General features: G+C 64.5%; 24 protein-coding genes and 3 tRNA genes. 16 read left to right on the plus strand and 11 right to left on the minus strand.

Translation table 11 applies throughout. The features are described 5' to 3' along the window. Positions 1-57 precede the first annotated feature (57 nt). Together V9K97_RS17830 and V9K97_RS17835 are read right to left on the minus strand one after the other, a co-directional pair. Positions 58-963 (minus strand): PP2C family protein-serine/threonine phosphatase, encoded by a 906-nt coding sequence (locus V9K97_RS17830; RefSeq protein ID WP_337319674.1) that lies wholly within the window; start codon positions 961-963, stop codon positions 58-60. Further along, the gene (locus V9K97_RS17835; RefSeq protein WP_126747017.1) at positions 960-1,967 is read right to left on the minus strand and encodes a serine/threonine protein kinase; all 1,008 of its coding nucleotides are present in this window, start codon (positions 1,965-1,967) and stop codon (positions 960-962) included. Before V9K97_RS17835 ends, V9K97_RS17830 begins: the two co-directional genes overlap by 4 nt. 91 nt (positions 1,968-2,058) lie before the next feature. Here V9K97_RS17835 and V9K97_RS17840 point away from each other — a divergent pair, with 91 nt between their 5' ends. From V9K97_RS17840 to V9K97_RS17855, 4 genes are all read left to right on the plus strand, one after another. After that, positions 2,059-2,973, plus strand: coding sequence for a YicC/YloC family endoribonuclease (locus V9K97_RS17840; protein WP_258502201.1), 915 nt, complete (start codon positions 2,059-2,061; stop codon positions 2,971-2,973). Between the two features lie 8 nt (positions 2,974-2,981). Beyond that, positions 2,982-3,602 (plus strand): guanylate kinase, encoded by a 621-nt coding sequence (gene gmk / locus V9K97_RS17845; protein WP_015867099.1) that lies wholly within the window; start codon positions 2,982-2,984, stop codon positions 3,600-3,602. A 31-nt stretch (positions 3,603-3,633) separates the two neighbouring features. Beyond that, positions 3,634-3,837: a DNA-directed RNA polymerase subunit omega gene (gene rpoZ, locus V9K97_RS17850; RefSeq protein WP_021009011.1), complete on the plus strand. Its 204-nt coding sequence runs from the start codon at positions 3,634-3,636 to the stop codon at positions 3,835-3,837. Between the two features lie 93 nt (positions 3,838-3,930). Continuing rightward, entirely contained in the window at positions 3,931-6,186 is a 2,256-nt protein-coding gene (locus V9K97_RS17855; RefSeq protein ID WP_337298594.1) for a RelA/SpoT family protein, read from the plus strand. 25 nt (positions 6,187-6,211) lie between these two features. Here V9K97_RS17855 and greB read toward each other — a convergent pair whose 3' ends face one another. Together greB and V9K97_RS17865 are read right to left on the minus strand one after the other, a co-directional pair. Beyond that, positions 6,212-6,790 (minus strand): transcription elongation factor GreB, encoded by a 579-nt coding sequence (greB, locus tag V9K97_RS17860; RefSeq protein WP_157615643.1) that lies wholly within the window; start codon positions 6,788-6,790, stop codon positions 6,212-6,214. A 142-nt stretch (positions 6,791-6,932) separates the two neighbouring features. Continuing rightward, complete coding sequence (locus V9K97_RS17865; RefSeq protein ID WP_337319676.1) at positions 6,933-7,382, minus strand: hypothetical protein; 450 nt, start codon at positions 7,380-7,382, stop codon at positions 6,933-6,935. 191 nt (positions 7,383-7,573) lie between these two features. Here V9K97_RS17865 and V9K97_RS17870 point away from each other — a divergent pair, with 191 nt between their 5' ends. Further along, complete coding sequence (locus tag V9K97_RS17870) at positions 7,574-7,837, plus strand: hypothetical protein (protein WP_258502207.1); 264 nt, start codon at positions 7,574-7,576, stop codon at positions 7,835-7,837. A 50-nt stretch (positions 7,838-7,887) separates the two neighbouring features. On the opposite strand, the gene V9K97_RS17875 is transcribed toward V9K97_RS17870, so the two are convergent. The 3 genes from V9K97_RS17875 to hrcA form a co-directional block, all read right to left on the minus strand. Further along, positions 7,888-7,964: transfer RNA gene (locus tag V9K97_RS17875), tRNA-Arg, on the minus strand. Positions 7,965-8,027: 63 nt separating this feature from the next. Then, positions 8,028-8,104: transfer RNA gene (locus tag V9K97_RS17880), tRNA-Ile, on the minus strand. Positions 8,105-8,136: 32 nt separating this feature from the next. Then, positions 8,137-9,144: a heat-inducible transcriptional repressor HrcA gene (gene hrcA / locus V9K97_RS17885; RefSeq protein WP_126747023.1), complete on the minus strand. Its 1,008-nt coding sequence runs from the start codon at positions 9,142-9,144 to the stop codon at positions 8,137-8,139. 28 nt (positions 9,145-9,172) lie between these two features. Between hrcA and V9K97_RS17890 the strand changes: the two genes are divergently transcribed. The 3 genes from V9K97_RS17890 to rapZ are packed head-to-tail and all read left to right on the plus strand — an operon-like array spanning position 9,173 to position 12,640. Then, the gene (locus V9K97_RS17890; RefSeq protein WP_126747024.1) at positions 9,173-10,084 is read left to right on the plus strand and encodes an NAD kinase; all 912 of its coding nucleotides are present in this window, start codon (positions 9,173-9,175) and stop codon (positions 10,082-10,084) included. 1 nt (position 10,085) lies between these two features. Next, entirely contained in the window at positions 10,086-11,765 is a 1,680-nt protein-coding gene (recN, locus tag V9K97_RS17895) for a DNA repair protein RecN (protein WP_337319678.1), read from the plus strand. Continuing rightward, positions 11,765-12,640 (plus strand): RNase adapter RapZ, encoded by an 876-nt coding sequence (rapZ, locus tag V9K97_RS17900; protein ID WP_258502210.1) that lies wholly within the window; start codon positions 11,765-11,767, stop codon positions 12,638-12,640. Before recN ends, rapZ begins: the two co-directional genes overlap by 1 nt. A gap of 4 nt (positions 12,641-12,644) precedes the next feature. Here the strand turns inward: rapZ and mutY are convergent, their stop codons facing one another. The 3 genes from mutY to mutM all read right to left on the minus strand — a co-directional run bounded on the left by mutY (position 12,645) and on the right by mutM (position 16,580). Then, positions 12,645-13,679: an A/G-specific adenine glycosylase gene (gene mutY / locus V9K97_RS17905; protein ID WP_337319679.1), complete on the minus strand. Its 1,035-nt coding sequence runs from the start codon at positions 13,677-13,679 to the stop codon at positions 12,645-12,647. 37 nt (positions 13,680-13,716) lie between these two features. Continuing rightward, positions 13,717-15,678, minus strand: coding sequence for a dynamin family protein (locus tag V9K97_RS17910; RefSeq protein ID WP_337298598.1), 1,962 nt, complete (start codon positions 15,676-15,678; stop codon positions 13,717-13,719). Between the two features lie 89 nt (positions 15,679-15,767). Next, positions 15,768-16,580, minus strand: coding sequence for a bifunctional DNA-formamidopyrimidine glycosylase/DNA-(apurinic or apyrimidinic site) lyase (mutM, locus tag V9K97_RS17915; RefSeq protein WP_337319681.1), 813 nt, complete (start codon positions 16,578-16,580; stop codon positions 15,768-15,770). 72 nt (positions 16,581-16,652) lie between these two features. Here mutM and V9K97_RS17920 point away from each other — a divergent pair, with 72 nt between their 5' ends. The 8 genes from V9K97_RS17920 to V9K97_RS17955 all read left to right on the plus strand — a co-directional run bounded on the left by V9K97_RS17920 (position 16,653) and on the right by V9K97_RS17955 (position 23,219). Then, positions 16,653-18,506, plus strand: a complete 1,854-nt coding sequence (locus tag V9K97_RS17920) for a tetratricopeptide repeat protein (protein WP_337319683.1) — start codon at positions 16,653-16,655, stop codon at positions 18,504-18,506. 5 nt (positions 18,507-18,511) lie between these two features. Further along, positions 18,512-19,024, plus strand: a complete 513-nt coding sequence (locus tag V9K97_RS17925; RefSeq protein ID WP_337319711.1) for a lipoprotein insertase outer membrane protein LolB — start codon at positions 18,512-18,514, stop codon at positions 19,022-19,024. Then, the gene (ispE, locus tag V9K97_RS17930) at positions 19,021-19,911 is read left to right on the plus strand and encodes a 4-(cytidine 5'-diphospho)-2-C-methyl-D-erythritol kinase (protein ID WP_337319686.1); all 891 of its coding nucleotides are present in this window, start codon (positions 19,021-19,023) and stop codon (positions 19,909-19,911) included. Before V9K97_RS17925 ends, ispE begins: the two co-directional genes overlap by 4 nt. A gap of 68 nt (positions 19,912-19,979) precedes the next feature. Beyond that, positions 19,980-20,056 (plus strand) — tRNA-Gln (locus V9K97_RS17935). Between the two features lie 172 nt (positions 20,057-20,228). Continuing rightward, positions 20,229-21,200 (plus strand): ribose-phosphate pyrophosphokinase, encoded by a 972-nt coding sequence (locus V9K97_RS17940; protein WP_126747032.1) that lies wholly within the window; start codon positions 20,229-20,231, stop codon positions 21,198-21,200. Positions 21,201-21,291: 91 nt separating this feature from the next. Next, positions 21,292-21,960: a 50S ribosomal protein L25/general stress protein Ctc gene (locus tag V9K97_RS17945; protein ID WP_157615666.1), complete on the plus strand. Its 669-nt coding sequence runs from the start codon at positions 21,292-21,294 to the stop codon at positions 21,958-21,960. Between the two features lie 72 nt (positions 21,961-22,032). Then, positions 22,033-22,665, plus strand: a complete 633-nt coding sequence (gene pth, locus V9K97_RS17950) for an aminoacyl-tRNA hydrolase (RefSeq protein ID WP_258502215.1) — start codon at positions 22,033-22,035, stop codon at positions 22,663-22,665. 47 nt (positions 22,666-22,712) lie between these two features. After that, positions 22,713-23,219 carry a hypothetical protein gene (locus V9K97_RS17955; RefSeq protein ID WP_337319688.1) on the plus strand — a complete coding sequence of 169 codons (507 nt, stop codon included), beginning with the start codon at positions 22,713-22,715 and terminating at the stop codon, positions 23,217-23,219. Here the strand turns inward: V9K97_RS17955 and V9K97_RS17960 are convergent. Beyond that, entirely contained in the window at positions 23,205-23,507 is a 303-nt protein-coding gene (locus V9K97_RS17960) for a YfhL family 4Fe-4S dicluster ferredoxin (protein WP_337298603.1), read from the minus strand. The genes V9K97_RS17955 and V9K97_RS17960 overlap by 15 nt on opposite strands. Positions 23,508-23,567: the final 60 nt, after the last annotated feature.

Below are 23,567 nucleotides of genomic sequence, written 5' to 3' on the forward strand. Positions count from 1 at the left end.
AGAGGTATGTAAGAAACAAAAGCGGAGGCAGCTCCGCGAGCCGAAGCAGCCGTGGAATCAGATTTTCTTGGCTGCAGAACGGCGAATGGCTTCGTTGATTTCGGCAATAGAGCGCTCGATGGCGTCTTCGTCCATGTCGTCGATCTCGCCGTCGGAGGGCATGCCGGCCTGAATGGTGGAGGCAAACACGCCGTCGTCGATGGTTTCGGTCGAAACGCCGCGGTCTTCGCGCTTTGAATCGGACATTTCCCATTCGAGCGCAATGAGCGTGACGTTGTCGCTGTGGGCGCCGCCCTTGCGAAGCGCCATTTCGGCCAGGTCTGGCGCGGCGTCGGACACGGGCTTGTCGGAAGACAGGGTGTGCACGATGACGGCGTCGTCGAGCACGCCCCACACACCGTCGGAGCACAGCATGATGCGGTCGCCGCGCTGCAGTTGCAGCGGGGCAGAAATATCGAACAGCGGCGTGGTCGGCGAACCCAGGCAGGTGAGCAGCAGGTTGCGGTTGACGGGCATGTCGGAGCCGTGGGGGCGCGGGCGCTCGGCATGCGAATGGTCGCGCGTGCGGGTGAGCAGGCGGCCATCGCGCACCACGTAAAGGCGCGAGTCGCCGCAATGCATCCAGGTGGCCGTGGTGCCCTGCAGCAAGGCTGCAACCACGGTGGTGCGGGGCGTGTCGAGCATGGCCTTGTTGCTGGCGTACCGCATGATCTGCTGGTGCGCCGCCATGGCCGATTCCGCCAAGAAGGCCTTCACGTCCTTGACGGTTGGGCGGGCTTCGCGCTGATACAGCGCGGCAATGGTCTGCAACGCAAGCTGGGCCGCAACCTCGCCCTCGGGGTGGCCGCCCATGCCGTCGGCCAGCACAAAAAGGCCGGACTCCCGCGTGTAGCAATAGCCCATGCGGTCTTCGTTCTTGAGGCGGCCGCCTTTGCGGCTGACCTGGAATACCGAGAATTTCATGCCGGACGGGTGGTAGGTGCCGCGGCCCTGGGCAGGGCCTTCTTGTCGAAGGAGCGGATGTTGTCGAATGAAAGCCGCACCTTCTCGCCCACGGTGAGCTTGGTGTAGCGCCGCTCGCCTTCGCGGCTGAGTTCTTTTTGAAGCGCAAAGACCGATTGCGGACGGGAAAGCGGGTCGAGCGACATGCACCATTCAACCACTTCGATGAGGTTGTCGGAGTACACGCCGCGCAGGCGCGACAGCGACAGGCTGAGCCGGTCTTTCTCGATGCGGCGCGGCGCGTCGTTGGGCGGGTAGCCCTGCATGCAGGCGTAGATGCAGGCGCCAATGGCGTAGATGTCGGTCCAGGGGCCCATGGACGAGTCGCGCCGGTACATCTCGGGGGCGGCAAAGCCGGGCGTGTACATGGGGCGGATGAAGATGCCCTCTTTGCTGAGCACTTCGCGCGCGGCACCAAAGTCGATCAGCACGGCGCGGTCTTCGTCGGTAACAAAGATGTTGGCGGGCTTGATGTCCAGGTGGAGCATCTTGTACTGGTGCACGATGCGAAGGCCGCGCAGAATTTCATCGAAAAGCGAGCGGATGGTCGATTCGCGGAAGACCTTGGGCCGTTTCAGGTCGCGCGCGGTCACCACAAAGTCCTGCAGGGTGGCGCCCTCCAGGTAGTTCATGACCATGTAGACGGTTTCGTTCTCTCTAAAGAAGTTGAGAACGCTGACCACCGAGGCGTGCGAGATTTGCGCGAGCGAGCGCCCTTCCTCGAAAAAGCTCTTCAGGCCGAGCCGGTAGAGCGAGAGCTTTTCGGGCGCGACCTCGGGTGTGAGCTCGCCGGGGCCGCGGGTTGCCAGCGAGGAAGGCAGGTATTCCTTGATGGCAACCTGCTGTCCGCTGGGGTCGATGGCGAGATAGACGACGCCAAACCCGCCTGCTGAAAGCCGGCGAACGATGCGGTAACCGCCAATGACCGTATCGGGCAGCAGGGGCGAAGGCTTGACCTTTGACATAATCCGGGAGTTTCGCCCGAAGGCGATGGTGCGGCAAGCGAACGCCATGCCGACGCCTCGGTGCATACAGCAAAAACCACAGTGAGGCGCAATGCCAGTTTACAGCATGACCGGCTATGCCAGTGGCCAGAACGGCCCCGTTGGCAGCCACTCCGAAGCCGAAGCACGGCCTACCGCCGCAGGCCGACTCGGGGTCGAAATACGCTCGGTCAACAGCCGCTTTCTCGACCTCACCTTCAAACTGCCCGAAGAACTGCGCCAGCATGAAACCGCGCTGCGCGAGCTGCTCACGGGCAAGCTGAAGCGCGGCAAGGTCGAAGTGCGGGCCGCCATCGAAAACACGGCCCAGGGCGGCATTGCCGAGCCCTCGGTCAAGCTGCTGCAGCGGCTGAACGGCGTGCAAGACGGCATCAAGGCCTGGCTGCCGGGCGCCCGCGAACTCAGCGTGGCCGACGTCTTGCGGCTGGCCGGCGGCGACGGCACCACCCGCGGCGACTGGGGCAGCGACCTGCTCGACGTGGCCGGCAAGGCGCTGGAAGCGCTGATGTCCGCCCGCCAACGCGAAGGCGCCCGGCTCGCCAAGATGCTGGAAGCGCACCTGGCCCAGCTGCGCACGCTGGTCGAACAGGCCGGCCCGCTGATTCCTCAACTGGTCGAGCAGCAGCGGGCGCGCTTCCTGGAACGCTGGCAAGAGGCCATGGGCCTGACGGGCGGCACCCTGCCCGAGGCCGCGCAAGACCGGGCGCTGAACGAGGCGACGGCTTTTGCGATTCGCATCGACGTGGCGGAAGAGCTCACGCGCCTCAATTCGCACCTGGACGAGATCGAGCGGCTGCTCAAGAAGGGCGGCGAAATCGGCAAGCGGCTGGACTTCTTGATTCAGGAACTGCACCGCGAGGCCAATACACTGGGCTCCAAGTCCGCAGCGCTGGAGCTCACCCGCATTGGCGTGGACATGAAGGTGCTGATCGAGCAGATGCGCGAACAGGTACAAAACATCGAATGAGCGAGCGAATGGACTATCCGGGCAACATTTTTGTGGTGGCGGCACCCAGCGGTGCCGGCAAATCGAGCCTGGTCAAAGCGCTCATGGAGCTGGACACGGCCGTTCAGCCCTCGGTTTCGCACACCACCCGGCCACCGCGCGGGCAAGAAAAGCACGGCCGGGAGTACTTTTTCACCTCGCCGTCGGAGTTCGACGCCATGATTGCCGCGGACGGCTTCGTGGAATGGGCCCATGTGCACGGCCACCGGTATGGCACCTCCAAAAAGGCCATTGAAGAGCGAATTGCCCAGGGGGCGGACGTCATTCTGGAAATCGACTTCCAGGGCGCGATCCAGATCCGCAAGACCTTTGCCAACGCGGTCATGATTTTCATCCTGCCGCCAAGCTGGGAAGAACTGCGCTCCCGGCTGGAGCGGCGCGGCGAAGACAGTGCCGCCGTCATCGAGCTGCGGCTCAAGAATGCCGCCGAAGAGATGGCCCGGGCGGGGGAATTCGACTTCGTTATAATCAACGAGTTATTTGAGCGCGCGCTTTTCGATCTCAAGGCGATCGTCCACGCTCAGCGGCTTCGGTACTCTGCACAACGCCGCGCACGTGCCGACACATTTGCCGCACTGAACATCCCCTGATTTCCTGCTCACTGACCGAAAGATTCTCATCATGGCCCGCATCACCGTCGAAGATTGTCTGCTTCAGATCCCCAACCGCTTCCAGCTGGTTCTGGCCGCCACCTACCGTGCGCGCATGCTGAGCCAAGGCCATGCGCCCAAGATCGAAAGCAAGAACAAGCCCGCCGTGACCGCCCTGCGCGAGATCGCCGAAGGCAAGATCGGCATTGAAATGCTCAAGAAGGTGCCGGGCTGATCTGACGCAGCCCTGCAACGAAAAGGCACCGCAAAGCGGTGCTTTTTTTACGTCTGGACGCGTCCATACAGCGGTCACGCTAAAGTGGTAGCCATGAGTGCGGTTGCCAAACATCAGTCCCATGCCCCTTCGGGCACGCCAAAGCCGAGCCCGGCGGCGCTGAATGCGGCCGCCGCAAGCTTTGCCGCGCTGACGGCCAGGCTCGATTACCTGAGCCCCGAGGACACCGAGCTGGTCCGCCGCGCCTACCGCTTTGCCGACGAGGCCCACTTGGGCCAACTGCGCAACAGCGGCGAGCCCTACATTACGCACCCGATTGCCGTGGCGGCGCAATGTGCCGAATGGAAGCTCGACGCGCAGGCCCTGATGGCCGCCCTGCTGCACGACGCCATCGAGGATTGCGGCGTTACCAAGCCCGAGCTGATCGAGCGCTTCGGCGCCCCGGTTGCCGAGCTGGTCGACGGGCTCACCAAGCTGGACAAGCTGCAGTTCAACACGCGCGAAGAAAACCAGGCCGAATCGTTCCGCAAGATGCTGCTGGCCATGGCGCGCGACGTGCGCGTCATTCTGGTGAAGCTGGCCGACCGCACGCACAACATGCGCACGCTGGACGATGCGCCGCGCGAAAAATGGGCTCGCATCTCGCGCGAAACGCTCGAGATCTATGCGCCCATCGCGCACCGTCTCGGCCTGAACCAGACGTATCGCGAACTGCAAGAGCTGTCGTTCCGCCACCTGAAGCCCTGGCGCTACGCCACCTTGTCCAAGGCCGTGGCCAAGGCGCGAGGGCGCCGGCGCGACCTGATCCAGAAGGTGCAGAAAGAGGTCGAGACCGCCTTCTCGGCCGCCGGCATGACGCTGCGGATTGCTGGGCGCGAGAAAACGCTCTATTCCATCTACCGCAAGATGGAAGAAAAGCACCTGAGCTTTGCCCAGGTGACCGACATCTATGGTTTTCGGCTGATCGTGCCGAACGTGATCGCCTGCTACACGGGCCTGGGCATCCTGCACCAGATGTACAAGCCGCTGCCGGGCAAGTTCAAGGACCACATCGCCATTGCCAAGCTCAACGGCTACCAGTCGCTGCACACCACGCTGGTGGGCCCGGCGGGCGTGAACGTGGAGTTTCAGCTGCGCACGGAGGCCATGCACGTGGTGGCCGAATCCGGCGTGGCGGCGCATTGGCTCTACAAGGCCGCGGAGCCGAATGCGGCAAGCAACGACCGGCTCGGCACCAAGTGGCTGCAGTCGCTGCTCGACATCCAGGACGAAACCCGCGACGCCGCCGAGTTCTGGGACCACGTCAAGGTCGACCTGTTTCCCGATGCGGTCTACGTGTTCACGCCCAAGAGCCAGATTTTGGCGCTGCCGCGCGGCGCCACGGTGGTCGACTTTGCCTATGCCATTCACAGCAACATCGGCGACCACACCTCCGCCGCGCGCATCAACGGCGACCAGGTGCCGCTGCGCACTGAACTGAAGAACGGCGACGTGGTCGAGGTGATTACCGCGCCCGTGTCGACGCCCAACCCGGCCTGGCTGGGCTTTGTGCGAACCGGACGCGCGCGCTCCAAGATCCGCCATTATTTGAAGACGCTGGCGCACGCCGAATCCGAAGGCCTCGGCGAAAAGCTGCTCGCGCAGGCGCTGCGTGCCGAAGGCCTCAGCAAGTTGCCGGCCGACGATGCCGAGCATCAGGCGCTGTGGGAAAAGCTGCTGCGCTTTACCGGCAACCGCACCCGCGCCGAGCTGCTGACAGACATCGGCTTGGGCAAGCGAATTGCCAGCATCGTCGCCAAGCGGCTCGTGGCCATGCTCTCCGAACTGGGCGAGCGGCCGGATGCGCTGCTACTGAGCCGCGAGCGCTTCATTTCGCACGAAACCATTTCGCAGGGCGCCGTGACGCTGGACGGGAGCGAAAACTCCTCTGTTCGCTTTGCACTGTGCTGCCGTCCAATTCCGGGCGATGAGATCGTCGGCTACCTTGGGCACGGAGAAGGCTTGGTGGTGCACACCGAAAGCTGCGGCGTCGGCCAACGCCTGCGGCACAAGGACAGCGAGCGCTTTTTCGCAGTCGAATGGGCCGACGAGCCCACCCGTGCTTTCGAAACCGGCGTGGTGATAACCGTGCGCAACGACAAGGGCGTGCTGGCCCGCGTGGCCGCGACGCTGGCGGACGCCGAAGCGGACATCACGCACGTCGAAATGGCCGACGAAACGCCGCAGGATTCAACCGACCTGCGCTTTGTGATTGCCGTGCGTGATCGAAGCCATCTCGACGCGGTGTTGCGTGCGGCGCGGCGAACAGCGTCGGTGCTGACGGCCGCGCGGACGGTTCCCGCGCCCTGAAATTTCGCCTGAAGCAGCGGCGCGCTTACGCCGCAGTGCCTGAACCCGGAGCGGGATAGCTCACAGACAGCAACTCGACCTCATGCGTGCCGCCCGGCGTCACGAGCTTCACCACGTCGCCCTCGCGTGACTTGAGCAAGGCCCTCGCGATAGGCGAAATCCAGCTGACTTGCGATTGGGCGCTGTCCGCTTCGTCGATGCCCAGGATGGTCACGCTGCGTTCGTCGCCGGTTTCATCGGCATAGCGCACCGTGGCGCCAAAGAAAACCTGATCGCTGCCGTGGTGCACCGAGGGGTCGGTCACCTCGGCAATCTCCAGCCGCTTGGTCAGAAAGCGAATGCGCCGATCGATTTCTCGCAGGCGCTTTTTGCCGTAGAGGTAATCGCCATTCTCCGAGCGGTCGCCATTCTTGGCCGCCCAATGCACCGCCTCGACGACCTTGGGGCGCTCTTCGTCCATCAATTGCAGCAATTCGTCGCGCAGCCGGGCATATCCCGCTGGCGTGATGTAGTTCTTGCTTCCGCTGGGCAGCGCCGGGCCGGCGCTTTCGCCGCCGTCGTCGTCTTCGTCGGCGTCGGTTTCCTTGGTGAATGCTTTGCTCAAGGCAAAACCTCCGAATTTAAAAAGGCCCGCAACTTTCATTGCAGGCCTTCATGATGAAGTGCGGCGAACTCCTGAGTCGCCCGTTCAACATATTGTGCCCCGATCCTTGGGGGCGAGGCCTTGCGTACCGGGCCGGCTTGCTTCACCCCAGGTCGGAGCGCTTGCAGTCGAAAACCACGCTTTGTTCGACGGCGCGCAGCACGGGCACCTTGTTCACGAATGTCACGCCGGCGCTCATCAGGCGCCACTCCGTTGTCTTGAAGAGTTTGAAGAGGCTCGTGGTTTCGACCCCGACCGTCGGGATGGAGTTGAAGACATAGACGGGCTCACCGGACTGGCTTTCTTCCATGTTCACCAGGTCCGCTCTCAGCTTGCCCATGGTTTCCGTGTCTTTCGTCCTGGAGCGAACGACGTCCATGTTGACGGTGCGCGAGTGCTCGTCGATTGAAATCCTGCGGATCGAATTGAGGGACGAGGCGGTTCCGCTGTTTGCGCCCGGAATGCAGGTGATCTTTCCTGCCCAGACCGAACCTGTGGCCAAGGACAGCAAGAAAAGGAGCGGAAATGCGAGTCTTTTTGCGTGAGTACCCATGATTCACTCTAAGCCGTTTCCCCGGCCGGCAGGGTTCGACCTATGTCTTACGGACTAATTGTTACGGTATCGATAAACGTTAACATTTTCGTCTTCACGTGAAATAAGTCACATTCTTAATTCCCGAGGCTTGCTACTGATGAGTTGAACGGGAGAGAAGCTCCGAGCTCTATGGACTCTGGTGGGAAGCAATGGTCACTCAGGTCATTCATAACGCGACCATCACGTTGCAGTTGCCCTACGGTATGAGCGCCAGCGCCGAAGTCGCGGCGCTGCGGGCCGCGGGCATTCCGGTCGACGGGTTGGGCAATGCAACCTCGGGTTATCTGTTCGTGCGGACCACGGGCCGCGGCGACAACCGGACGAACACCTTTCGGTGGTTTGCCACAAGCATCGGCAGCGATCCCATCGATGTGACCACCTTGCCTGGGGGGCCCTCTCTGGCATGCCGATAGGCAAAAGAAAAAGGGTTAGGACACGTTGATGTCCTAACCCTTTAAGAGAGTGGTGCGGCTGGCAGGAATTGAACCCACGACCCCTTGGTTCGTAGCCAAGTACTCTATCCAACTGAGCTACAGCCGCACAGCTATCGATTATAGCATCCATTTTTGGCCCAAACCGGACCAGCTGAGAAATGAATGCAAGTGGTAGGCCGTGATGGGCTTGAACCATCGACCAACGGATTATGAGTCCGCTGCTCTAACCAACTGAGCTAACGGCCCACGAGAGACCCCGATTCTATTCGCCGTGCGCCTTACTTACGGTGGCTCAGCGCGTTGCTGACCAGGCGCGAGGTGATGTCGACGATCTGGATCATGCGCTCGTAAGGCATGCGCGTCGGGCCGATGACGCCCAGGGTGCCCACGACCTGCCCATCGACCTCGTAGTTGGCGCTGACGATGGAAAGCTCTTCGATCGGCACCACCTGGCTCTCGCCGCCGATGAAGATGCGCACGCCCTCTGCCTTGCTCGACACGTCGAGCAACCGCATGAGCTGCGCCTTTTGCTCGAACAGTTCGAAGGCGCGGCGCAGCTGGCCCATGTCGCTGGAGAAGTCGGTCACCGAGAGCAGGTTGCGCTCGCCGGAGATCACAACGTCGTCTTCCTGCGCTTCGGTAAGCACCTCGGAGCTGACCTTGACGGCCGCCTGCATCAGCGCCGCAATCTCGCCGCGCAGCTTTTCGACCTCGGACTGGAGACGGTCGCGCACCTGCTCGATGGTCAGCCCCGCATAGTGGGCGTTGATGTAGTTCGACGCCTCGACCAGTTGCGACTGCGAATAGTCGGCCTCGGGAAAGATCACGCGGTTTTGCACGTCGCCGTCCGGCGAGACGATGATCACCAGCAGCCGCCGCTCGGAAAGCTTCAGGAACTCGATCTGCTTGAACACTGACGCCCGCCGAGGCGCCATGACGACGCCCACGAACTGCGACAGGTTGGACAGCAGGCTGGCCGCGTTGGCTATCACCTTCTGCGGCTGGTCGGGCGCCAGGCTCGGCGCGCTCATCTGCTCGCGCTCGGCAGTGAGCATGGTGTCGACGAAAAGCCGGTAGCCACGGGCCGTGGGAATGCGGCCGGCGGAGGTGTGCGGGCTTGCAATCAGCCCCAGCGCCTCGAGGTCCGACATGACGTTGCGGATGGTCGCGGGCGAAAGGTCCAGCCCCGGCGCGCGCGACAAAGTCCGCGACCCGACCGGTTGGCCTTCGGCGATGTAACGCTCCACCAAAGTCTTGAGGAGCAACTTGGCACGGTCGTCCAGCATTGCAAGATTTTAGTGTTGTAATTTGTACATGACTTCCCGCTTTCGCAACGTCGCCCTGATCGGCAAATACCAGGCTTCAGGCGCCCGGGCGCAAGCGGACGCGCGCGACGGCGTCATGGAAGATATCGGCGCCTTCCTTGAATCGCAAGGGTGCACTGTTTTCGTCGAAAAATCCGCTGCTGCAGAGGCCGCTGCGGACGCCATCGCAGGCGGCCGCTACGAGGCGCTGAGCGTAGAAGAAATCGGGCAGCGCTGCGACCTGGGCCTGGTGGTCGGGGGCGACGGCACCATGCTGGGCATTGGCCGGCAACTGGCGTGCTACGGCATTCCGCTGATCGGCATCAACCGCGGCCGGCTCGGCTTCATCACCGACATTCCGCTCGACAACTACCAGGCCACGCTGATTCCCATGCTGGCCGGCGAATACGAAGAAGACCACCGCAGTCTCATGCATGCGCAGGTCATGCGCGACGGTGTGTCGGTTTTCGACGCGCTGGCAATGAACGATGTGGTGGTGAACCGCGACTCCACCTCGGGCATGGTCGAGTTGCGGGTTTCCGTGGGCCGGCACTTCGTGGCCAACCAGCGCGCCGACGGGCTGATCATTGCGTCTCCCACGGGCTCGACGGCGTATGCGCTGTCGGCCGGCGGGCCGCTGCTGCACCCGGCGGTGCCGGGCTGGGTGCTGGTGCCCATTGCACCGCACACCTTGTCGAACCGCCCGGTGCTGCTGCCCGACGCCGACGAGATCGTGATCGAACTGGTGTCGGGGCGCGGCGCCAGCGCCAATTTCGACATGCAGTCCTTGGCTTCGCTCGCCATTGGCGACCGGGTGGTGGTGCGGCGCTCCGACTTCCGGGTTCGCTTTCTGCACCCGCGCGGCTGGAGCTATTTCGACACGCTGCGCAAGAAACTACATTGGAACGAAGGGGGCTCCTGAGATGGCGCTGCGACGCATCGCACTGCGCGACTTCGTGATCGTGCGATCACTCGAACTCGACCTGTCCGCCGGTTTTACGGTGCTCACCGGCGAAACCGGCGCGGGCAAATCCATATTGATCGACGCGCTTCAGCTGGCGCTGGGCAATCGCGCCGATGCAGGCGCGGTGCGCGAGGGCGCCGAGCGCCTCGACGTGAGCGCTGAATTCGATGCCGACCCGGCCTTCGCGGCCTGGCTCGACGAAGGCGGATTCGAATCCGGCGACGCTCTGCTGCTGCGCCGCACGGTGGACCTGCAAGGCCGCAGCCGCGGCTGGATCAACGGCAGCCCGGCCACGGCCACGCAATTGCGGGAGCTCGGCGACCGCCTGCTCGACATTCACGGCCAGCATGCATGGCAAAGCCTGACGCGCCCCGAGGCCGTGCGCGGCCTGCTCGACGCCTATGCCGGCGTGCGCACCGATGCGCTCGACGCAGCCTGGCACGGCTGGCGGCAGGCGATCTCGGCGCTCGACAATGCGCGCTCCGCGCAGGATTCTCTGCAGCGCGAGCGCGAACGGCTGCAATGGCAGATTGCCGAAGTGATGAAGCTGGCGCCCGCCGAAGGCGAGTGGGAAGAGCTCTCGACCAACCACGCGCGCATCTCTAACGCGCAGGCGCTGATCGACGCGGCGCAGGGCGCAAGTCAGGCGCTCGAAGACGACGACAACGGCGCCCTGGCGGCGCTCTCGCGCGCGGTGACGCTGCTGCAGAACTGCGAGCACATCGAGCCCGAATTCCGCGCGCTCGGCGAAGTGCTGGCCTCCAGCGTGGCGCAGGCCTCAGACGCCGCGCATTCGCTGCACGGCTACCTGCGCGACGCAGAGGCCGATCCGCAGCGCCTTGCCGAACTGGACGAGCGCATGGGCTTGTGGATGTCGCTGGCGCGCCGCTACAAGCGCACGCCCGACGACCTGCCCGCGCTGCTGGCGGGATGGCAAGCCGAGTTGAAGGCGTTGGACGCACAAAGCGACCTCGAAGGCCTGGAGCGCGCCGAACAGGCTGCGCAGCAGGCCTACATGAAGGAAGCCAAGGCGCTCGCCAAGTCTCGCAAGCAGGCCGCACCGCGCTTGTCCGAAGCGGTCACACAAGCCATGCAGGGGCTGGGCATGCAGGGCGGCCGCTTCGAGGTCGAACTGCAGCCGCTCGCGCAGCCGGGCCGCGCCGGGCTCGAAGACGTCGCTTTTCTGGTGAGCGGCCATCCGGGCAGCACGCCCCGCCCCATCGGCAAGGTGGCTTCGGGCGGCGAGCTTTCCCGCATTGCCTTGGCCATTGCGGTCACCACGAGCCAGCTTGGCGCCGCGCAAACGCTGATCTTCGACGAGGTCGATGCCGGCGTGGGCGGCGCTGTTGCAGAGACCGTGGGGCGCCTCATGAAGCAGCTCGGGCGCGACCGCCAGGTTCTGGCCGTTACGCACCTGCCGCAAGTGGCTGCGTGCGCCGATCACCACCTGGTGGTGGCCAAGCGCCAGACGGCCGCGGCCGGCCAGGACGGCCCGCGCACCGAAAGCGGCGTTTCGCGCCTGGACGACGAGAACCGCGCCCGGGAAATCGCCCGCATGCTCGGCGGCGAGAAGGTTTCGCACACTTCGCTGGCGCATGCCCGCGAAATGCTGGGCCACAAGACGTCGGCGACGCTGTGATGAACCTCGATCTGGTGCTCATCACCGGCATGTCGGGTTCAGGCAAATCCGTCGCATTGCATGCACTGGAAGACGCGGGCTACTACTGCGTCGACAACCTGCCGCCCGAATTGCTGACGCCGTTCATCGCGCTGCAGCACGAACAGGAAGCCAAGCGCGTTGCCATTGCCATGGACGTGCGCAGCGGCGTGTCGCTGCCGATCGTCCCGCAGCAGCTCGAGGCGCTGCGGCACGACGGTGTTTCGCTGCGTTCGCTGTTTCTCGACGCCACCACCGATGCCCTGCTGCGGCGCTATTCGGAAACCCGTCGGCGGCACCCGCTGTCGCGCCAGGAGGGCCGCACCGACGCGCCCGAGCAGGAGCGCGCGCTGATACAAGCCATTGAACTGGAGCGCGAGCTGCTGGCCGACCTGCGCGACGGCGCCGACGTGATCGACACCAGCCTGATACGGCCGGCGCAGCTCCAGAGCTACATCAAGGCGCTGATCTCCGCGCCGCAAAGCGCGCTGACGCTGGTGTTCGAATCGTTCGCCTTCAAGCGCGGCGTGCCGCTGGACGCCGACTACGTGTTCGACGTGCGCATGCTCCCCAATCCGCATTACGTGCCGACCTTGCGGCCGCTCACCGGCCGCGACGCGCCGGTGGTCGAATGGCTGCGCGAGCACGAAGACGTGGCACGCATGTACGATGACATCGAGCAGTTTCTTTCGCGCTGGCTCGATGCGCTGGCGCGAGACCACCGCAGCTACGTGACGGTTGCAATCGGCTGCACGGGCGGCCAGCACCGATCGGTTTTCCTGGTCGAACAGCTGGCACGTGCCTTTGGCGCCCGTTGGGGTGCCCTCAAGCGGCACCGCGAACTCGACGCAATCTGAGCAGCTAGCCTGCGCTGCTTTCCAGCAGCTTGCGCATTGGCGCCGGCAACCCGAGCCGCCCCCACTCTTCCGCATCCACCCAGCGCGCGGTCTCGCCTTGCGGCTGGCCGCCCTGGAGCATCACCGGGTGAAGATGCAAGTCCTTGTGGGTCAGCACGTGCACAAAGGGCGGCAGGTCTTGCGCCTTGCGCTGCGCGGCCGGCGGCAGTGCGGCCAGCAGGTCTTCACGGCTTTCGAACACCGGCAGGCAATAGAGGCCGGCCCAGATCCCCTTGGCGGGACGCTTCTCAAGCCAGACGCGGCCTTGCGCGTCGCGCGCCAGCAGCGTCCAGAGCGACTGGGCACTGCGCTTGAGCTTGCGTGTCTTGACGGGATAGCGCTCCGGCTGGCCTTCGCGCAGGCCGGTGCAGATGCTGTTCACCGGGCAGATCATGCAGCTCGGTTTGCGCGGCAAGCAGACCGTGGCGCCCAGATCCATCACGCCCTGCGTGTAGCCCGCAATGGCTTCCTTCTGCCCGTCAGGCGGCAGCAGCTGCGTGGCCCGGTCCCAGAGCGCGCGCTCCTGCGCCGACGAAGACATGTCTCCGCCAAAGCCGAGCACGCGGGTCAGCACGCGCTTCACGTTGCCGTCGAGAATTGCCACGCGCTCGCCAAAGCAGAAGGCCGCAATTGCCGATGCGGTGGAACGGCCGATGCCCGGCAGGGTGGTGAGCTCTGCCGCGGTCCGCGGAAACTCTCCGCCGAAGCGCGCAACCACCTCCTGGGCGCAGCGGTGCATGTTGCGTGCGCGGCTGTAATAGCCCAGGCCGCTCCAGAGTCCGAACACCTCGTCCTCCGTACCGTCGGCCAGGGCCCGCACCGTAGGGAAGCGTTCGAGAAAGCGCGCAAAGTACCCGAGCACCGTCGAGACCTGGGTCTGCTGGAGCATGACCTCCGACAGCCATACGCGGTACGGATCGCGCGTGTTCTGCCATGGCAGCTCGCTGCGCCCATGGCTGCGCTGCCAGGCCACGACACGCTGCGCAAAATCAGCCGGCATGTGCAACTCCTGCGTTGCGCCGCCGGGCACCGGGCAATCAGGCTGCACGCAGTTCGCCGATGGCGGCCGCGGCGGCCGGTCTTCCCTGTTGCGCGATCATCGAAGTGAATTCCTGCAGCCGAAGATGCAGCTCGGCCAGGCTGCTCTCTTGCGCGGCAAGTTCGAGCAGGCGTTCGTCGAGGTTGCCGGCCGCATTCTGGATGCGCTCGATCGCCTCGATACGCTTGCTGAAGGTGCGGCGGCGCTCCTTCAGCTGCGCGTCGATCTGCGCGCTGGCACCCTTGCTCCAGCGTTCGACTTCGGTCATGGCCGCTTCGTTGACCAGCCGCAGCCGGCTGGCGAGTGCGCGCACCAGCTTGTCGCAGAAATCCGCCTGCGCCAGCCTCAGCAGATTGCCGACGCTCAGGTAATGAATGTGGCTGCGCTCGATCTGGCTCAGCTCCTGTTCGAAGCTCGTCAGGTCCGGCTCGGCGGGCGCCTGCAGGTTGAAGCCCTGTTCCGCGTTGAGCTGACGGAACGTGGCGTGCAGCATCGATTGAATCTCGGCCGTGGTGGCCTGCACTTCGCGCAGGTTGTTGCGCAATGAATCGAAGGTCTCGCCGTACACCTTGCGCACGTTGAGCTTGATGCCGGGGCGCTTGAGCGCGGTCGAAAGCCGCACCATGTCCTCCTTGAGCGCGGTGCGGCCGAGCACGGCATACACCTCGCGCAGCAACTTGCCCTGCACGGAGCGCAGCGCAAGGATGCGCGTGTTGCTGCCCTCGAACTCGTTCTGCTCCTGGTCGATGCGGGCGCGCATGTGGCGGATCACCGAAACGTTCTTGCCCCGCAGGCCCTGCAGTTCGAGCGCCTGCTCCGACAAGTCGCGCTGGCGCACCTTCAGGATGCGCTCGGCTTCGACACGCAATGCCACCATGCCGGCATCGACGGCAAGCCGCAGCATGGTTTCGCGCTTGCCGAGCACGCCCTCGGCGAGCAGCGTTTCGAGCGCCAGCAAACGGCTGGCTTCGAGCAGCCGCCCGTCGCGCTGGATTTTTGCCTGCAGGCCCTTTTGCGCCGACACCGGCAACACCTGCACGAGCGGCACCTCGAGAAACTTGGCCGCCACTTCACGCTGGCGCTCGATCTGCATTTCGATCTGCGCGGGCGTGCTCAGCGTGTCCCACATGGTGTCGATCTTATTGAGCACCACGAAGCGCGTGTCGCTGCCTTCGCTTTCGGTGACCAGGTGCTCGCGCCAGATGGACAGGTCGGAACGCGTCACCCCGGTTTCGGCACCCAGGATGAAGACGACCGCATGCGCCTGCGGAATGAGGCTCACCGTGAGCTCGGGCTCGGCACCAATCGCGTTCAGGCCCGGAGTATCCAGAATGACGAGCCCCTGCTCCAGCAGCGGGTGCGGCATGTTCAGGATGGCGTGGCGCCAGCGCGGAATTTCCACCCGGCCTTCGGCGTCCTGCACAGGGTTGTCGTCGGGTGTTTCTTCGTTCCAGAAGCCGAGCGCATGCGCCTCGTCCTTGCTGACCCAGCGCACTTCGGCCACCTTGCCCATGGCCTGGGCCAGCTGCTCGGCGTTCTCTACGTCGATTGCAATTTCAGTCCAGCGCGTCGGCTTCTCGCGCCAGTGCGTGAGCGAATGGGGTTCCAGCCGGGTTTCGATAGGCAGCAGCCGCAGCTTGGGCGACACCGCGGCGTCGTAGCCCAGTTCGGTCGGGCACATCGTCGTGCGCCCCGCGCTGGCCGGCATGATGCGCCGCCCGTAGCCGGCGAAGAAGATCGCGTTGATCAGCTCCGACTTGCCGCGCGAGAACTCGGCCACGAACGCGACCATGACCTTGCTGTTGCGAATCTGCAGCTCGAGGCCGCGCAGGCGCTCGGCCACGGCTTGGTCGAGCAGCTCGTTCTCGGTCAGCCAGCGGGACAGCCACTGGAGGCGGTGAGCAAAATTGCTTCGCCAGGCGCCGTGCTGATCGAGTTGTTGGTTGAAAGAGCGGCTCAAAGGGAATATGTAAGAAACAACTTACAAATATAGCATCGCAAGCTGTGGAGCAACCGTTTGCAGGATATTCGAACGTGGACGCCAGAAAACTATTTTTGACAATTTGGACAATAGTAAGTGGAACGCTGGCCTTGGCGTAGCTGCCGTATCGGCGTTGCGCAGACCCGACAAGGCTCGCCGGCCCGCCCGTAGACCGTGGCTTCGAGTTGGAAATAGCCGTTCTGCCCGTCCACATTGGAGAAATCGCGCAGCGTGCTGCCGCCCTTCTCCACCGCCCTGGCCAAAATTTCGCGTACCGCCGCATGAAGCTTGGCGGCGCGCGGCCGGCTGATTCGCGCGGCAGACAGGGTCGGGCGAATGCCCGCCTGAAACAGCGCCTCCGACGCATAGATGTTCCCAACGCCCACCACCACATCGCCCGCGAGCAGCACCTGCTTCACCGCCGTGCGGCGCTTCCGAAGCCCGGCGTGGAAAGCGTCGAGGTCGAAGCCGTCGCCCAGCGGCTCCATGCCCAGTCCGCCAAGCAGCTTGATGGCCCATGGCGCCGCTTCGTCTTCCACGTAGACCACGGCACCGAAGCGGCGCGGATCGTTGAGCCGCAGGGTACCCCGGTCGGTCACGAGATCGAAGTGATCGTGAACGCCGGGCGGCGGCAGCGCCGCATCGAAGCGCAGGCTGCCCGACATACCCAGGTGCAGCAGCAACAGGCCGCGATCCAGGTCGATCAGCAGGTACTTGCCGCGCCGGCGCACTTGCAGCACCTGGCGCCCGACCAGCGCCTCGGGCGCGACCATCAGCGCCCAGCGCAAGGGCTTGCCGATGCGCACCGCATCGATGCGTGCACCGGCAATGCGTTCGGCAAAACCGCGCCGCGTCACTTCGACTTCTGGAAGCTCTGGCATAAGAATAAAAACTCCGGGCTGCAATGAAGCCCCACGCGGTGCTCGCTCAAAAGCTTGGATTATTATGGTTCGATGATTCCATCGCCCCGCCGACACCGCCTTGCGGCGGCCGCGTCTCTCGTGCTGCTTGCTTGCGCGGTTCACGCGCAAACCTCCGATCCCGCCGCGCCCAACAGCCCGGCGCCCATCATCGAGCGGCCGACCCCGTCCCGGCCGGGCACAAGGCCTCCGGCTGCGGCGCCGGTCGCGGCCAAGCCGGCAAGCGAACCCGTCGCGCAGCCATCGGCGCTCACGGCCGAGCTGTTCTACGAAATCCTGATGGGCGAGATGACCACGCGCTCCGGCGATCCCGGCGCGGGCTACGCGCTGGTGCTCGACGCGGCGCGCCGCCTGCGCGACGGCAAGCTGTTTCAGCGCGCGGTCGAAATTGCGTTGCAGTCGCGTTCGGGCGATGCAGCGCTTGCAGCGGCCCGCGCCTGGCAGGAAACGCTGCCCAACTCGCGCGATGCACGCCGCATCGAGCTCCAGATCCTCATTGCGCTCAATCGCATCGGCGAAACGGCCGAGCTGCTGCGCGCCGAAGTCGCCGCCACCTCGCAAGTCGAACGCCCCATGCTCATGGCGGTGATTGTGCGCAACTACTCGCGCTCCACCGACAAGAAACTGGCCGCCTCGGTGGTCGAGCGGGCACTGGCCGATGAACTCAACAAGCCGGCCACCGGCGGGCTGGCCTGGGCAACGGTGGGACGGATGCGCCTGAATGCGGGCGATACCTCCGGTGCGCTCGACGCTGCGTTCAAGGGCCAGGAAATCGACCCCGCCTCCGACGCGCCGGCCGCGCTGGCGCTCGAAATGATCGACCCCAGCCAACCGCTGGCCGAGCCGATCGTCACGCGCTACCTTGCCAACAACCCCAAGGCCTCGCCCGACCTGCGCGTTGCCTACGCACGCGTGCTGGTCGAGAACCGCCGCTTCGCCGACTCCAGCGCGCAACTTCAGGCGCTGACCACGGCGCGGCCCGAGCTGGCCGAACCTTGGCTGCTGCTCGGCAGCCTGCAGGCGCAGGCGCGCCAGGACGGGGCCGCCGAAACATCGCTCAAGCGTTATGTCGAGCTCGCCGCGTCCCAAAAAGACCAGAAGGATGCGGACGATCGCCAGCGCGGCACCACACAGGCCTACCTGCTTCTGTCGCAACTCTCGGAGCGCCGCAAGGACTTCACGGGCGCGGAGCGCTGGCTCGCACGCGTCGACAGCACCGACGACCTGGTCGTGGCACAGACCCGCCGCGCAGGCCTGCTGGCACGCCAGGACAAGCTGCCGCAAGCGCGCGAAGTGCTGCGTGGCCTGCCCGAGCGCACGCCGGAGGACAAGAAGCAGAAGTTCCTCGCCGAAGTGCAGCTGCTGCGCGACGCCAAGCAATACCAGGCGGCATACGACATGCTGGCGCAGGCTTCCGTCGCCGCGCCGAACGACACCGACCTGATCTACGACCAGGCCATGGTGGCCGAGAAGCTGAACCGCCTCGACGAAATGGAGCGGCTCCTGCGCCGGCTGATCGAGCTCAAGCCCGAAAACCAGAATGCCTACAACGCGCTCGGCTACTCGTTCGCCGATCGCAAGATCCGGCTCGACGAGGCGCGCACGCTGATCCAGAAAGCGGTGCAGCTGGCGCCGCAAGATCCGTTCATTGCGGACAGCCTGGGCTGGGTCGAATTCCGGCTGGGCAACACCACCGAAGCCATTCGCATCCTGGAGGCGGCCTACAAGACGCGGCCCGATCCGGAGATCGGCGCGCACTTTGGTGAAGTGCTCTGGACGGTCGGCCAGAAAGACCGCGCCGTCACGATCTGGAAAGAGGCCTTGCTGAGCGATGCCGAAAACGAAACCCTGCAGGAGACGCTCAAGCGCCTGCGGGTCAAGCCGTGACGACAATGCTCGCGCCGGATCTTCAGGGCGACCGCAGGGGCTTCATGGCGGCGGGCGTTGCGGCGCTCCTGGTAACGGCCGGTTGCGCGCAGCTCTCCGGCGGCGCGCGGCCCCAGGGCATCGACATCTGGAGCGGCCGCATGTCGCTGCGCATCGACAGCCAGCCGGTGCAGACGTTTTCCGCCCTGTTCGAATTGCGCGGTTCTCCTGAAGCGGGCGAGCTGTCGCTCACGAGCCCCATCGGCAGCACGCTGGCCCAGTTGCACTGGTCGCCCGGCGAGGCCTTGCTCAAGAATGGCAGCGAAGTGCGGCGCTACGAATCGGTCGATGCGCTGATCGAAGCCGCCACGGGTGCCGCAATACCCGTGGGCGCACTCTTCGGCTGGCTCGAGGGACGCGACGACCGCGTTCCCGGCTGGCGCCCCGACTTGGCGCAGGTGGCGAACGGCCGCCTGCAGGCCACGCGTGAGAATCCGGGGCCCACGGCCGATCTGCGCATCGTGTTCGAACGGTCATGAAGGCGATCTACGACCTTCCCGCACCGGCCAAGCTCAACCTCTTCCTGCACATCACCGGCCGGCGCGAAGACGGCTACCACCTGCTGCAGTCGGTCTTCATGCTGATCGACTGGTGCGACACGCTGCACGTCGAACTGCGGCGCGACGGGCAACTCAGCCGCGAAGACCTGACGACCGAATTGCCGCCCGACGACCTGGTGCTGCGCGCGGCGCGAGCGCTCCAGGTGCATGCCAGCCCGGGCCAGGGGGCCCATATCGGCGTTGCCAAGCAGGTTCCGGCGCAGGCCGGCATGGGCGGAGGCTCTTCGGACGCCGCCACCTGCCTGCTGGCGCTCAACCGGCTCTGGAACCTGAACCTGCCGTTGTCGCGCCTGGCCGAAATCGGCGTGAAACTGGGTGCCGACGTGCCGTTCTTCCTTGGGGGCCGCAATGCCTGGGTCGAGGGAATCGGCGAGAAAATCACCCCCGTGAATGTGCCTGCGGCACGTTTCGTTGTGGCCAAGCCACCTGAGGGACTCGATACGCGCTTAATTTTTTCTGCGCCGGACCTTCAACGCGCCACTCCTGTTGCTATAATCTCGGGCTTTGCTGCAGATAGCGAACAGCTTGAAGCTCCAAACCAGGAAAGCAGTGCTTTCAAGGTTTTCGACTTCGGCCACAACGACCTGCAGCCGGTTGCCCAACGGCTTTGCCCCGCAGTCACCGAAGCCATCGAATGGCTCGGCGCCCAAGGATTGAAGGCCCGGATGACCGGCTCCGGAAGTTCGGTATTCGCGAAATTGCAGCAAGGGCCGCAAGAAGCGAAACTGGCCGAAGCCCCCGCGGGCTGGCAGGTTCGTCAATGCAGCAACCTGGCCGTTCATCCACTCTGGGGATGGGCGACCTGAAGATAATCGGATCGTGATGGGTCCGATGCGACATATATCGGTTTGTGGTGAAAACCATCGACCCGTGTAGGGGAGTCGCCAAGTTGGTTAAGGCACTGGATTTTGATTCCAGCATGCAAAGGTTCGAATCCTTTCTCCCCTGCCAAATCTCTTCAGGCTGCGGTCTAACCGCCGCAGCGCTTTCAGACTGCGGCCCACGGGCCGCAGTGCTTCTTTTGCAGCCTACCGGCTGCAATAATCGGCGGCCTCCAAGCCGCCACCACGACTCAAACTCTTTGGCGGCTTCCTAAAAGCCATTCGACTGCCGGGACGCGCTCATGCAGGCTAATCACCCTGATTTCATGGTTTTCACCGGCAACGCCAATCCTGGCCTGGCCGCAGAAATCGCGCAAAACCTCGGTACCTCGCTGGGTGCCGCGCGCGTTGGACGCTTCTCCGACGGCGAAGTCACCGTCGAGATCAACCAGAACGTCCGGGCGCGCGATGTGTTCGTGGTGCAGTCCACCTGCGCACCGACCAACGAAAACCTGATGGAACTGCTCATCATGGTCGACGCGCTCAAGCGCGCCTCGGCCGAGCGGATCAGCGCCGTGATTCCCTACTACGGCTATGCCCGCCAGGACCGCCGCCCGCGCTCCAGCCGGGTGCCGATCTCGGCCAAGGTGGTGGCCAACCTGCTGGAAACCGTGGGTGTCGAGCGCGTGCTCACCATGGACCTGCACGCCGACCAGATCCAGGGCTTCTTCGATATTCCGGTCGACAACATCTATGCGTCGCCGGTGCTGCTGGGCGACCTGCGCCAGAGGAACTACGAAGACCTGATCGTCGTGTCGCCCGACGTGGGCGGCGTGGTGCGCGCACGCGCGCTGGCCAAGCAGCTGAACTGCGACCTCGCCATCATCGACAAGCGCCGCCCGAAGGCCAACGTGAGCGAGGTCATGAACGTGATCGGCGAGATCGACGGCCGCAACTGCGTGATCATGGACGACATGATCGACACGGCCGGCACGCTGGTCAAAGCGGCCGAAGTGCTCAAGGAACGCGGCGCAAAAAGCGTCTACGCCTATTGCACGCACCCGATCTTCTCGGGCCCGGCCATCGAACGCATCACCCACTCCGCCCTCGACGAAGTGGTCGTGACCAACACCATTCCTCTTTCCGACGGCGCTTTGGCCTGCGGAAAGATCCGCCAACTCTCCGTGGCACCGCTGATCGCCGAAACGATCCAGCGCATTGCCAAGGGCGAGTCGGTCATGAGTTTGTTCTCGGACCAGGACAACCTGTTCTGAGCAAAAAGCGGGCGCCACTTCCTTTTTTCGGAACGGCGCCCTTGTTGAACCGGAGTCGCACTGGTCGCGGTGGACTCTCACAGGAGTTGTTATGAAATTCGTCGCTTTTGAGCGCGCCAAGCAGGGCACGGGTGCGAGCCGCCGTCTCCGCATCTCGGGCAAGACGCCCGGTATCGTCTATGGTGGTGAAGGCAAGCCCCAGCTGATCGAGCTCGATCACAACGCGTTGTGGCACGCCCTCAAGAAGGAAGCCTTCCACGCCTCGATCCTCGAAATGGAACTCGGCGGCGCCACCAGCAAAGTGCTGCTGCGCGACGTGCAGTACCACCCGTTCCGCCAGCTGGTGCAACACATCGACTTCCAGCGCGTCGATGCCAAGACCCGCCTGCACATGAAGGTGCCGCTTCACTTCAAGGGTGAAGAAGAGTCCGACGCCGTCAAGCTCGACCACAACCTGGTCACGCACGTGATGAACGAGCTCGAAGTGAGCTGCCTGCCGAGCGACCTGCCCGAGTTCATCGAGGTCGACCTCTCCAGCCTGAAGAAGAACGCCACGCTGCACGTGAGCGACATCAAGCTGCCCAAGGGCGTGAAGTTCGTGAGCCACGGCAAGCTGAACCCCGTCATCGTGTCGGCCGTGCCGCCGCTGGTCGCCGAAGAGCCGGCACCTGCCGCTGAAGGCGCAGCACCTGCCGAAGGCGCCGCAGCCGCTGGTGGCAAGCCTGCCGCCAAGACGGCAAAGCCGGCCGCGAAGAAGTAATTCTTCCGGCACCCTGCAAAAGGCCCGCTTCGTGCGGGCCTTTTGCTTTTGGGGCGGCGAGATAATTCCCTCATGATCAAGCTGTTTGTCGGCCTCGGTAATCCCGGGCCTGAATACGAAGCCACACGGCACAACGCAGGCTTCTGGTGGATCGACGCGCTCGCACGTGACTGGAAGCTCAACCTCGTGCCCGAGCGCAGCTATCACGGCCTTGCGGCGCGCGCGAACATCGGCGGGCAGAGCGTGTGGCTGCTCGAGCCGCAAACCTTCATGAACCTGTCGGGCAAATCGGTCGCCGCGCTCGCGCGCTTCTTCAAGATCGCGCCCGAAGAAATTCTCGTGGTGCACGACGAGCTCGACGTGGTGCCTGGCCAGGCCAAGCTCAAGTTCGGCGGCAGCCACGCGGGCCATAACGGCCTGCGCGACATCCATGCACAACTGGGCACGGGTGACTACTGGCGCCTGCGCCTGGGCATCGGACATCCCGGCGTGAAGTCGGAGGTGATCAACTGGGTGCTCAAGAAGCCGCTGAAGGAACAGCGCGAAGCCATCGAGGACGCCATCGTCCGCACGCTGCATGCGGCCCCTGCCTTGGTGGCGGGCGAGATGGAAAAGGCCACCTTGATCATTCACACGAGCAAACCGCCCCGGCCCAAACCGCCGCGGCGAGAGCCCGGCGATGGAGGCACGCCCGCCGCCACCTAGTCAGCCGGCAACGAGAGCGCGGGAGAGAAAAGGGAGAGAAATAAAAAATGAGAATTCGAGCAATTCAGACCGGGAAAACCGGCATAGCTATATTTTTTATAGCGTCAGGTGCTCTCTGGCTACCCGCCGCGGCACAGGGAAGGTCCGAAACCTACCGCTGCGGCAGCACCTACACCGACCGGCCCTGCGAAGGCGGAAAACCGGTAAAGGTCGATGATGTGCGCAGCGAAGCAGATCGCCGCGCCTCGGAAGCGGGCACGCAAAAGGCCGAGGTCCGCGCCGATCAGCTCGAGCGCATTCGCCTGTCCCAGGAAAAAGAAGCCTACGAGCGCGATCGCCGCTCCGCCCACGAAGCCCGGCAGGCCGCCGTCGCCGAGCGAAAGCTCGCGTCTTCCGAGCAACTCGCGCAGGCGCGTGCCCGAAAACTCGCCTCGGAACCGCACAAGTCGAGCACGCGCTTCAGCGGGGCAACGGGAGGAAAACCGGCCTCGTCGCCGGACGGCGCGGGCGGCAAGAAAAAGCGAAAGCCGTCGTCCGGCTCAGACGCCGGCTGAAGGCACAGGCGGCCGTGGCTCCACAGCCGCGGCTGCCGCCTTGGCCGCGGCAAGCCGCTCGAACTTCTGCCACAGCGTCTCGCGGCTTTCCACGTGCTCCGGATTGATCGGGATGCACGCAACCGGGCACACCTGCACGCACTGCGGCTCGTCGAAATGCCCCACGCATTCGGTGCACTTGCGCGGGTCGATCTCGTAGAACTCCGCGCCCATGTAAATGGCATCGTTCGGGCACTCGGGCTCGCAGACATCGCAGTTGATGCATTCGTCGGTGATCATGAGGGCCATACCCGATTATCGCGAACAAGGCACGCTTGTTGCAGGAGTCGGGTTATGCTGCGCCCCGCC

Origin of the sequence: Variovorax sp. CCNWLW186 (genome assembly GCF_037203865.1) — a bacterium.
In the GTDB taxonomy this organism is placed as follows: domain Bacteria; phylum Pseudomonadota; class Gammaproteobacteria; order Burkholderiales; family Burkholderiaceae_C; genus Variovorax.

Bases quoted from the DNA above. Each gene is read 5' to 3' on its own strand.
- V9K97_RS17830 (WP_337319674.1), bottom strand. From the start codon at position 963: ATGAAATTCTCGGTATTCCAGGTCAGCCGCAAAGGCGGCCGCCTCAAG.
- V9K97_RS17835 (WP_126747017.1), bottom strand. From the start codon at position 1,967: ATGTCAAAGGTCAAGCCTTCGCCCCTGCTGCCCGATACGGTCATTGGC.
- V9K97_RS17840 (WP_258502201.1), top strand. From the start codon at position 2,059: ATGCCAGTTTACAGCATGACCGGCTATGCCAGTGGCCAGAACGGCCCC.
- gmk (WP_015867099.1), top strand. From the start codon at position 2,982: ATGGACTATCCGGGCAACATTTTTGTGGTGGCGGCACCCAGCGGTGCC.
- rpoZ (WP_021009011.1), top strand. From the start codon at position 3,634: ATGGCCCGCATCACCGTCGAAGATTGTCTGCTTCAGATCCCCAACCGC.
- V9K97_RS17855 (WP_337298594.1), top strand. From the start codon at position 3,931: ATGAGTGCGGTTGCCAAACATCAGTCCCATGCCCCTTCGGGCACGCCA.
- V9K97_RS17865 (WP_337319676.1), bottom strand. From the start codon at position 7,382: ATGGGTACTCACGCAAAAAGACTCGCATTTCCGCTCCTTTTCTTGCTG.
- V9K97_RS17870 (WP_258502207.1), top strand. From the start codon at position 7,574: ATGGTCACTCAGGTCATTCATAACGCGACCATCACGTTGCAGTTGCCC.
- hrcA (WP_126747023.1), bottom strand. From the start codon at position 9,144: ATGCTGGACGACCGTGCCAAGTTGCTCCTCAAGACTTTGGTGGAGCGT.
- V9K97_RS17890 (WP_126747024.1), top strand. From the start codon at position 9,173: ATGACTTCCCGCTTTCGCAACGTCGCCCTGATCGGCAAATACCAGGCT.
- recN (WP_337319678.1), top strand. From the start codon at position 10,086: ATGGCGCTGCGACGCATCGCACTGCGCGACTTCGTGATCGTGCGATCA.
- rapZ (WP_258502210.1), top strand. From the start codon at position 11,765: ATGAACCTCGATCTGGTGCTCATCACCGGCATGTCGGGTTCAGGCAAA.
- mutY (WP_337319679.1), bottom strand. From the start codon at position 13,679: ATGCCGGCTGATTTTGCGCAGCGTGTCGTGGCCTGGCAGCGCAGCCAT.
- mutM (WP_337319681.1), bottom strand. From the start codon at position 16,580: ATGCCAGAGCTTCCAGAAGTCGAAGTGACGCGGCGCGGTTTTGCCGAA.
- V9K97_RS17920 (WP_337319683.1), top strand. From the start codon at position 16,653: ATGATTCCATCGCCCCGCCGACACCGCCTTGCGGCGGCCGCGTCTCTC.
- V9K97_RS17925 (WP_337319711.1), top strand. From the start codon at position 18,512: ATGCTCGCGCCGGATCTTCAGGGCGACCGCAGGGGCTTCATGGCGGCG.
- ispE (WP_337319686.1), top strand. From the start codon at position 19,021: ATGAAGGCGATCTACGACCTTCCCGCACCGGCCAAGCTCAACCTCTTC.
- V9K97_RS17940 (WP_126747032.1), top strand. From the start codon at position 20,229: ATGCAGGCTAATCACCCTGATTTCATGGTTTTCACCGGCAACGCCAAT.
- V9K97_RS17945 (WP_157615666.1), top strand. From the start codon at position 21,292: ATGAAATTCGTCGCTTTTGAGCGCGCCAAGCAGGGCACGGGTGCGAGC.
- pth (WP_258502215.1), top strand. From the start codon at position 22,033: ATGATCAAGCTGTTTGTCGGCCTCGGTAATCCCGGGCCTGAATACGAA.
- V9K97_RS17955 (WP_337319688.1), top strand. From the start codon at position 22,713: ATGAGAATTCGAGCAATTCAGACCGGGAAAACCGGCATAGCTATATTT.
- V9K97_RS17960 (WP_337298603.1), bottom strand. From the start codon at position 23,507: ATGGCCCTCATGATCACCGACGAATGCATCAACTGCGATGTCTGCGAG.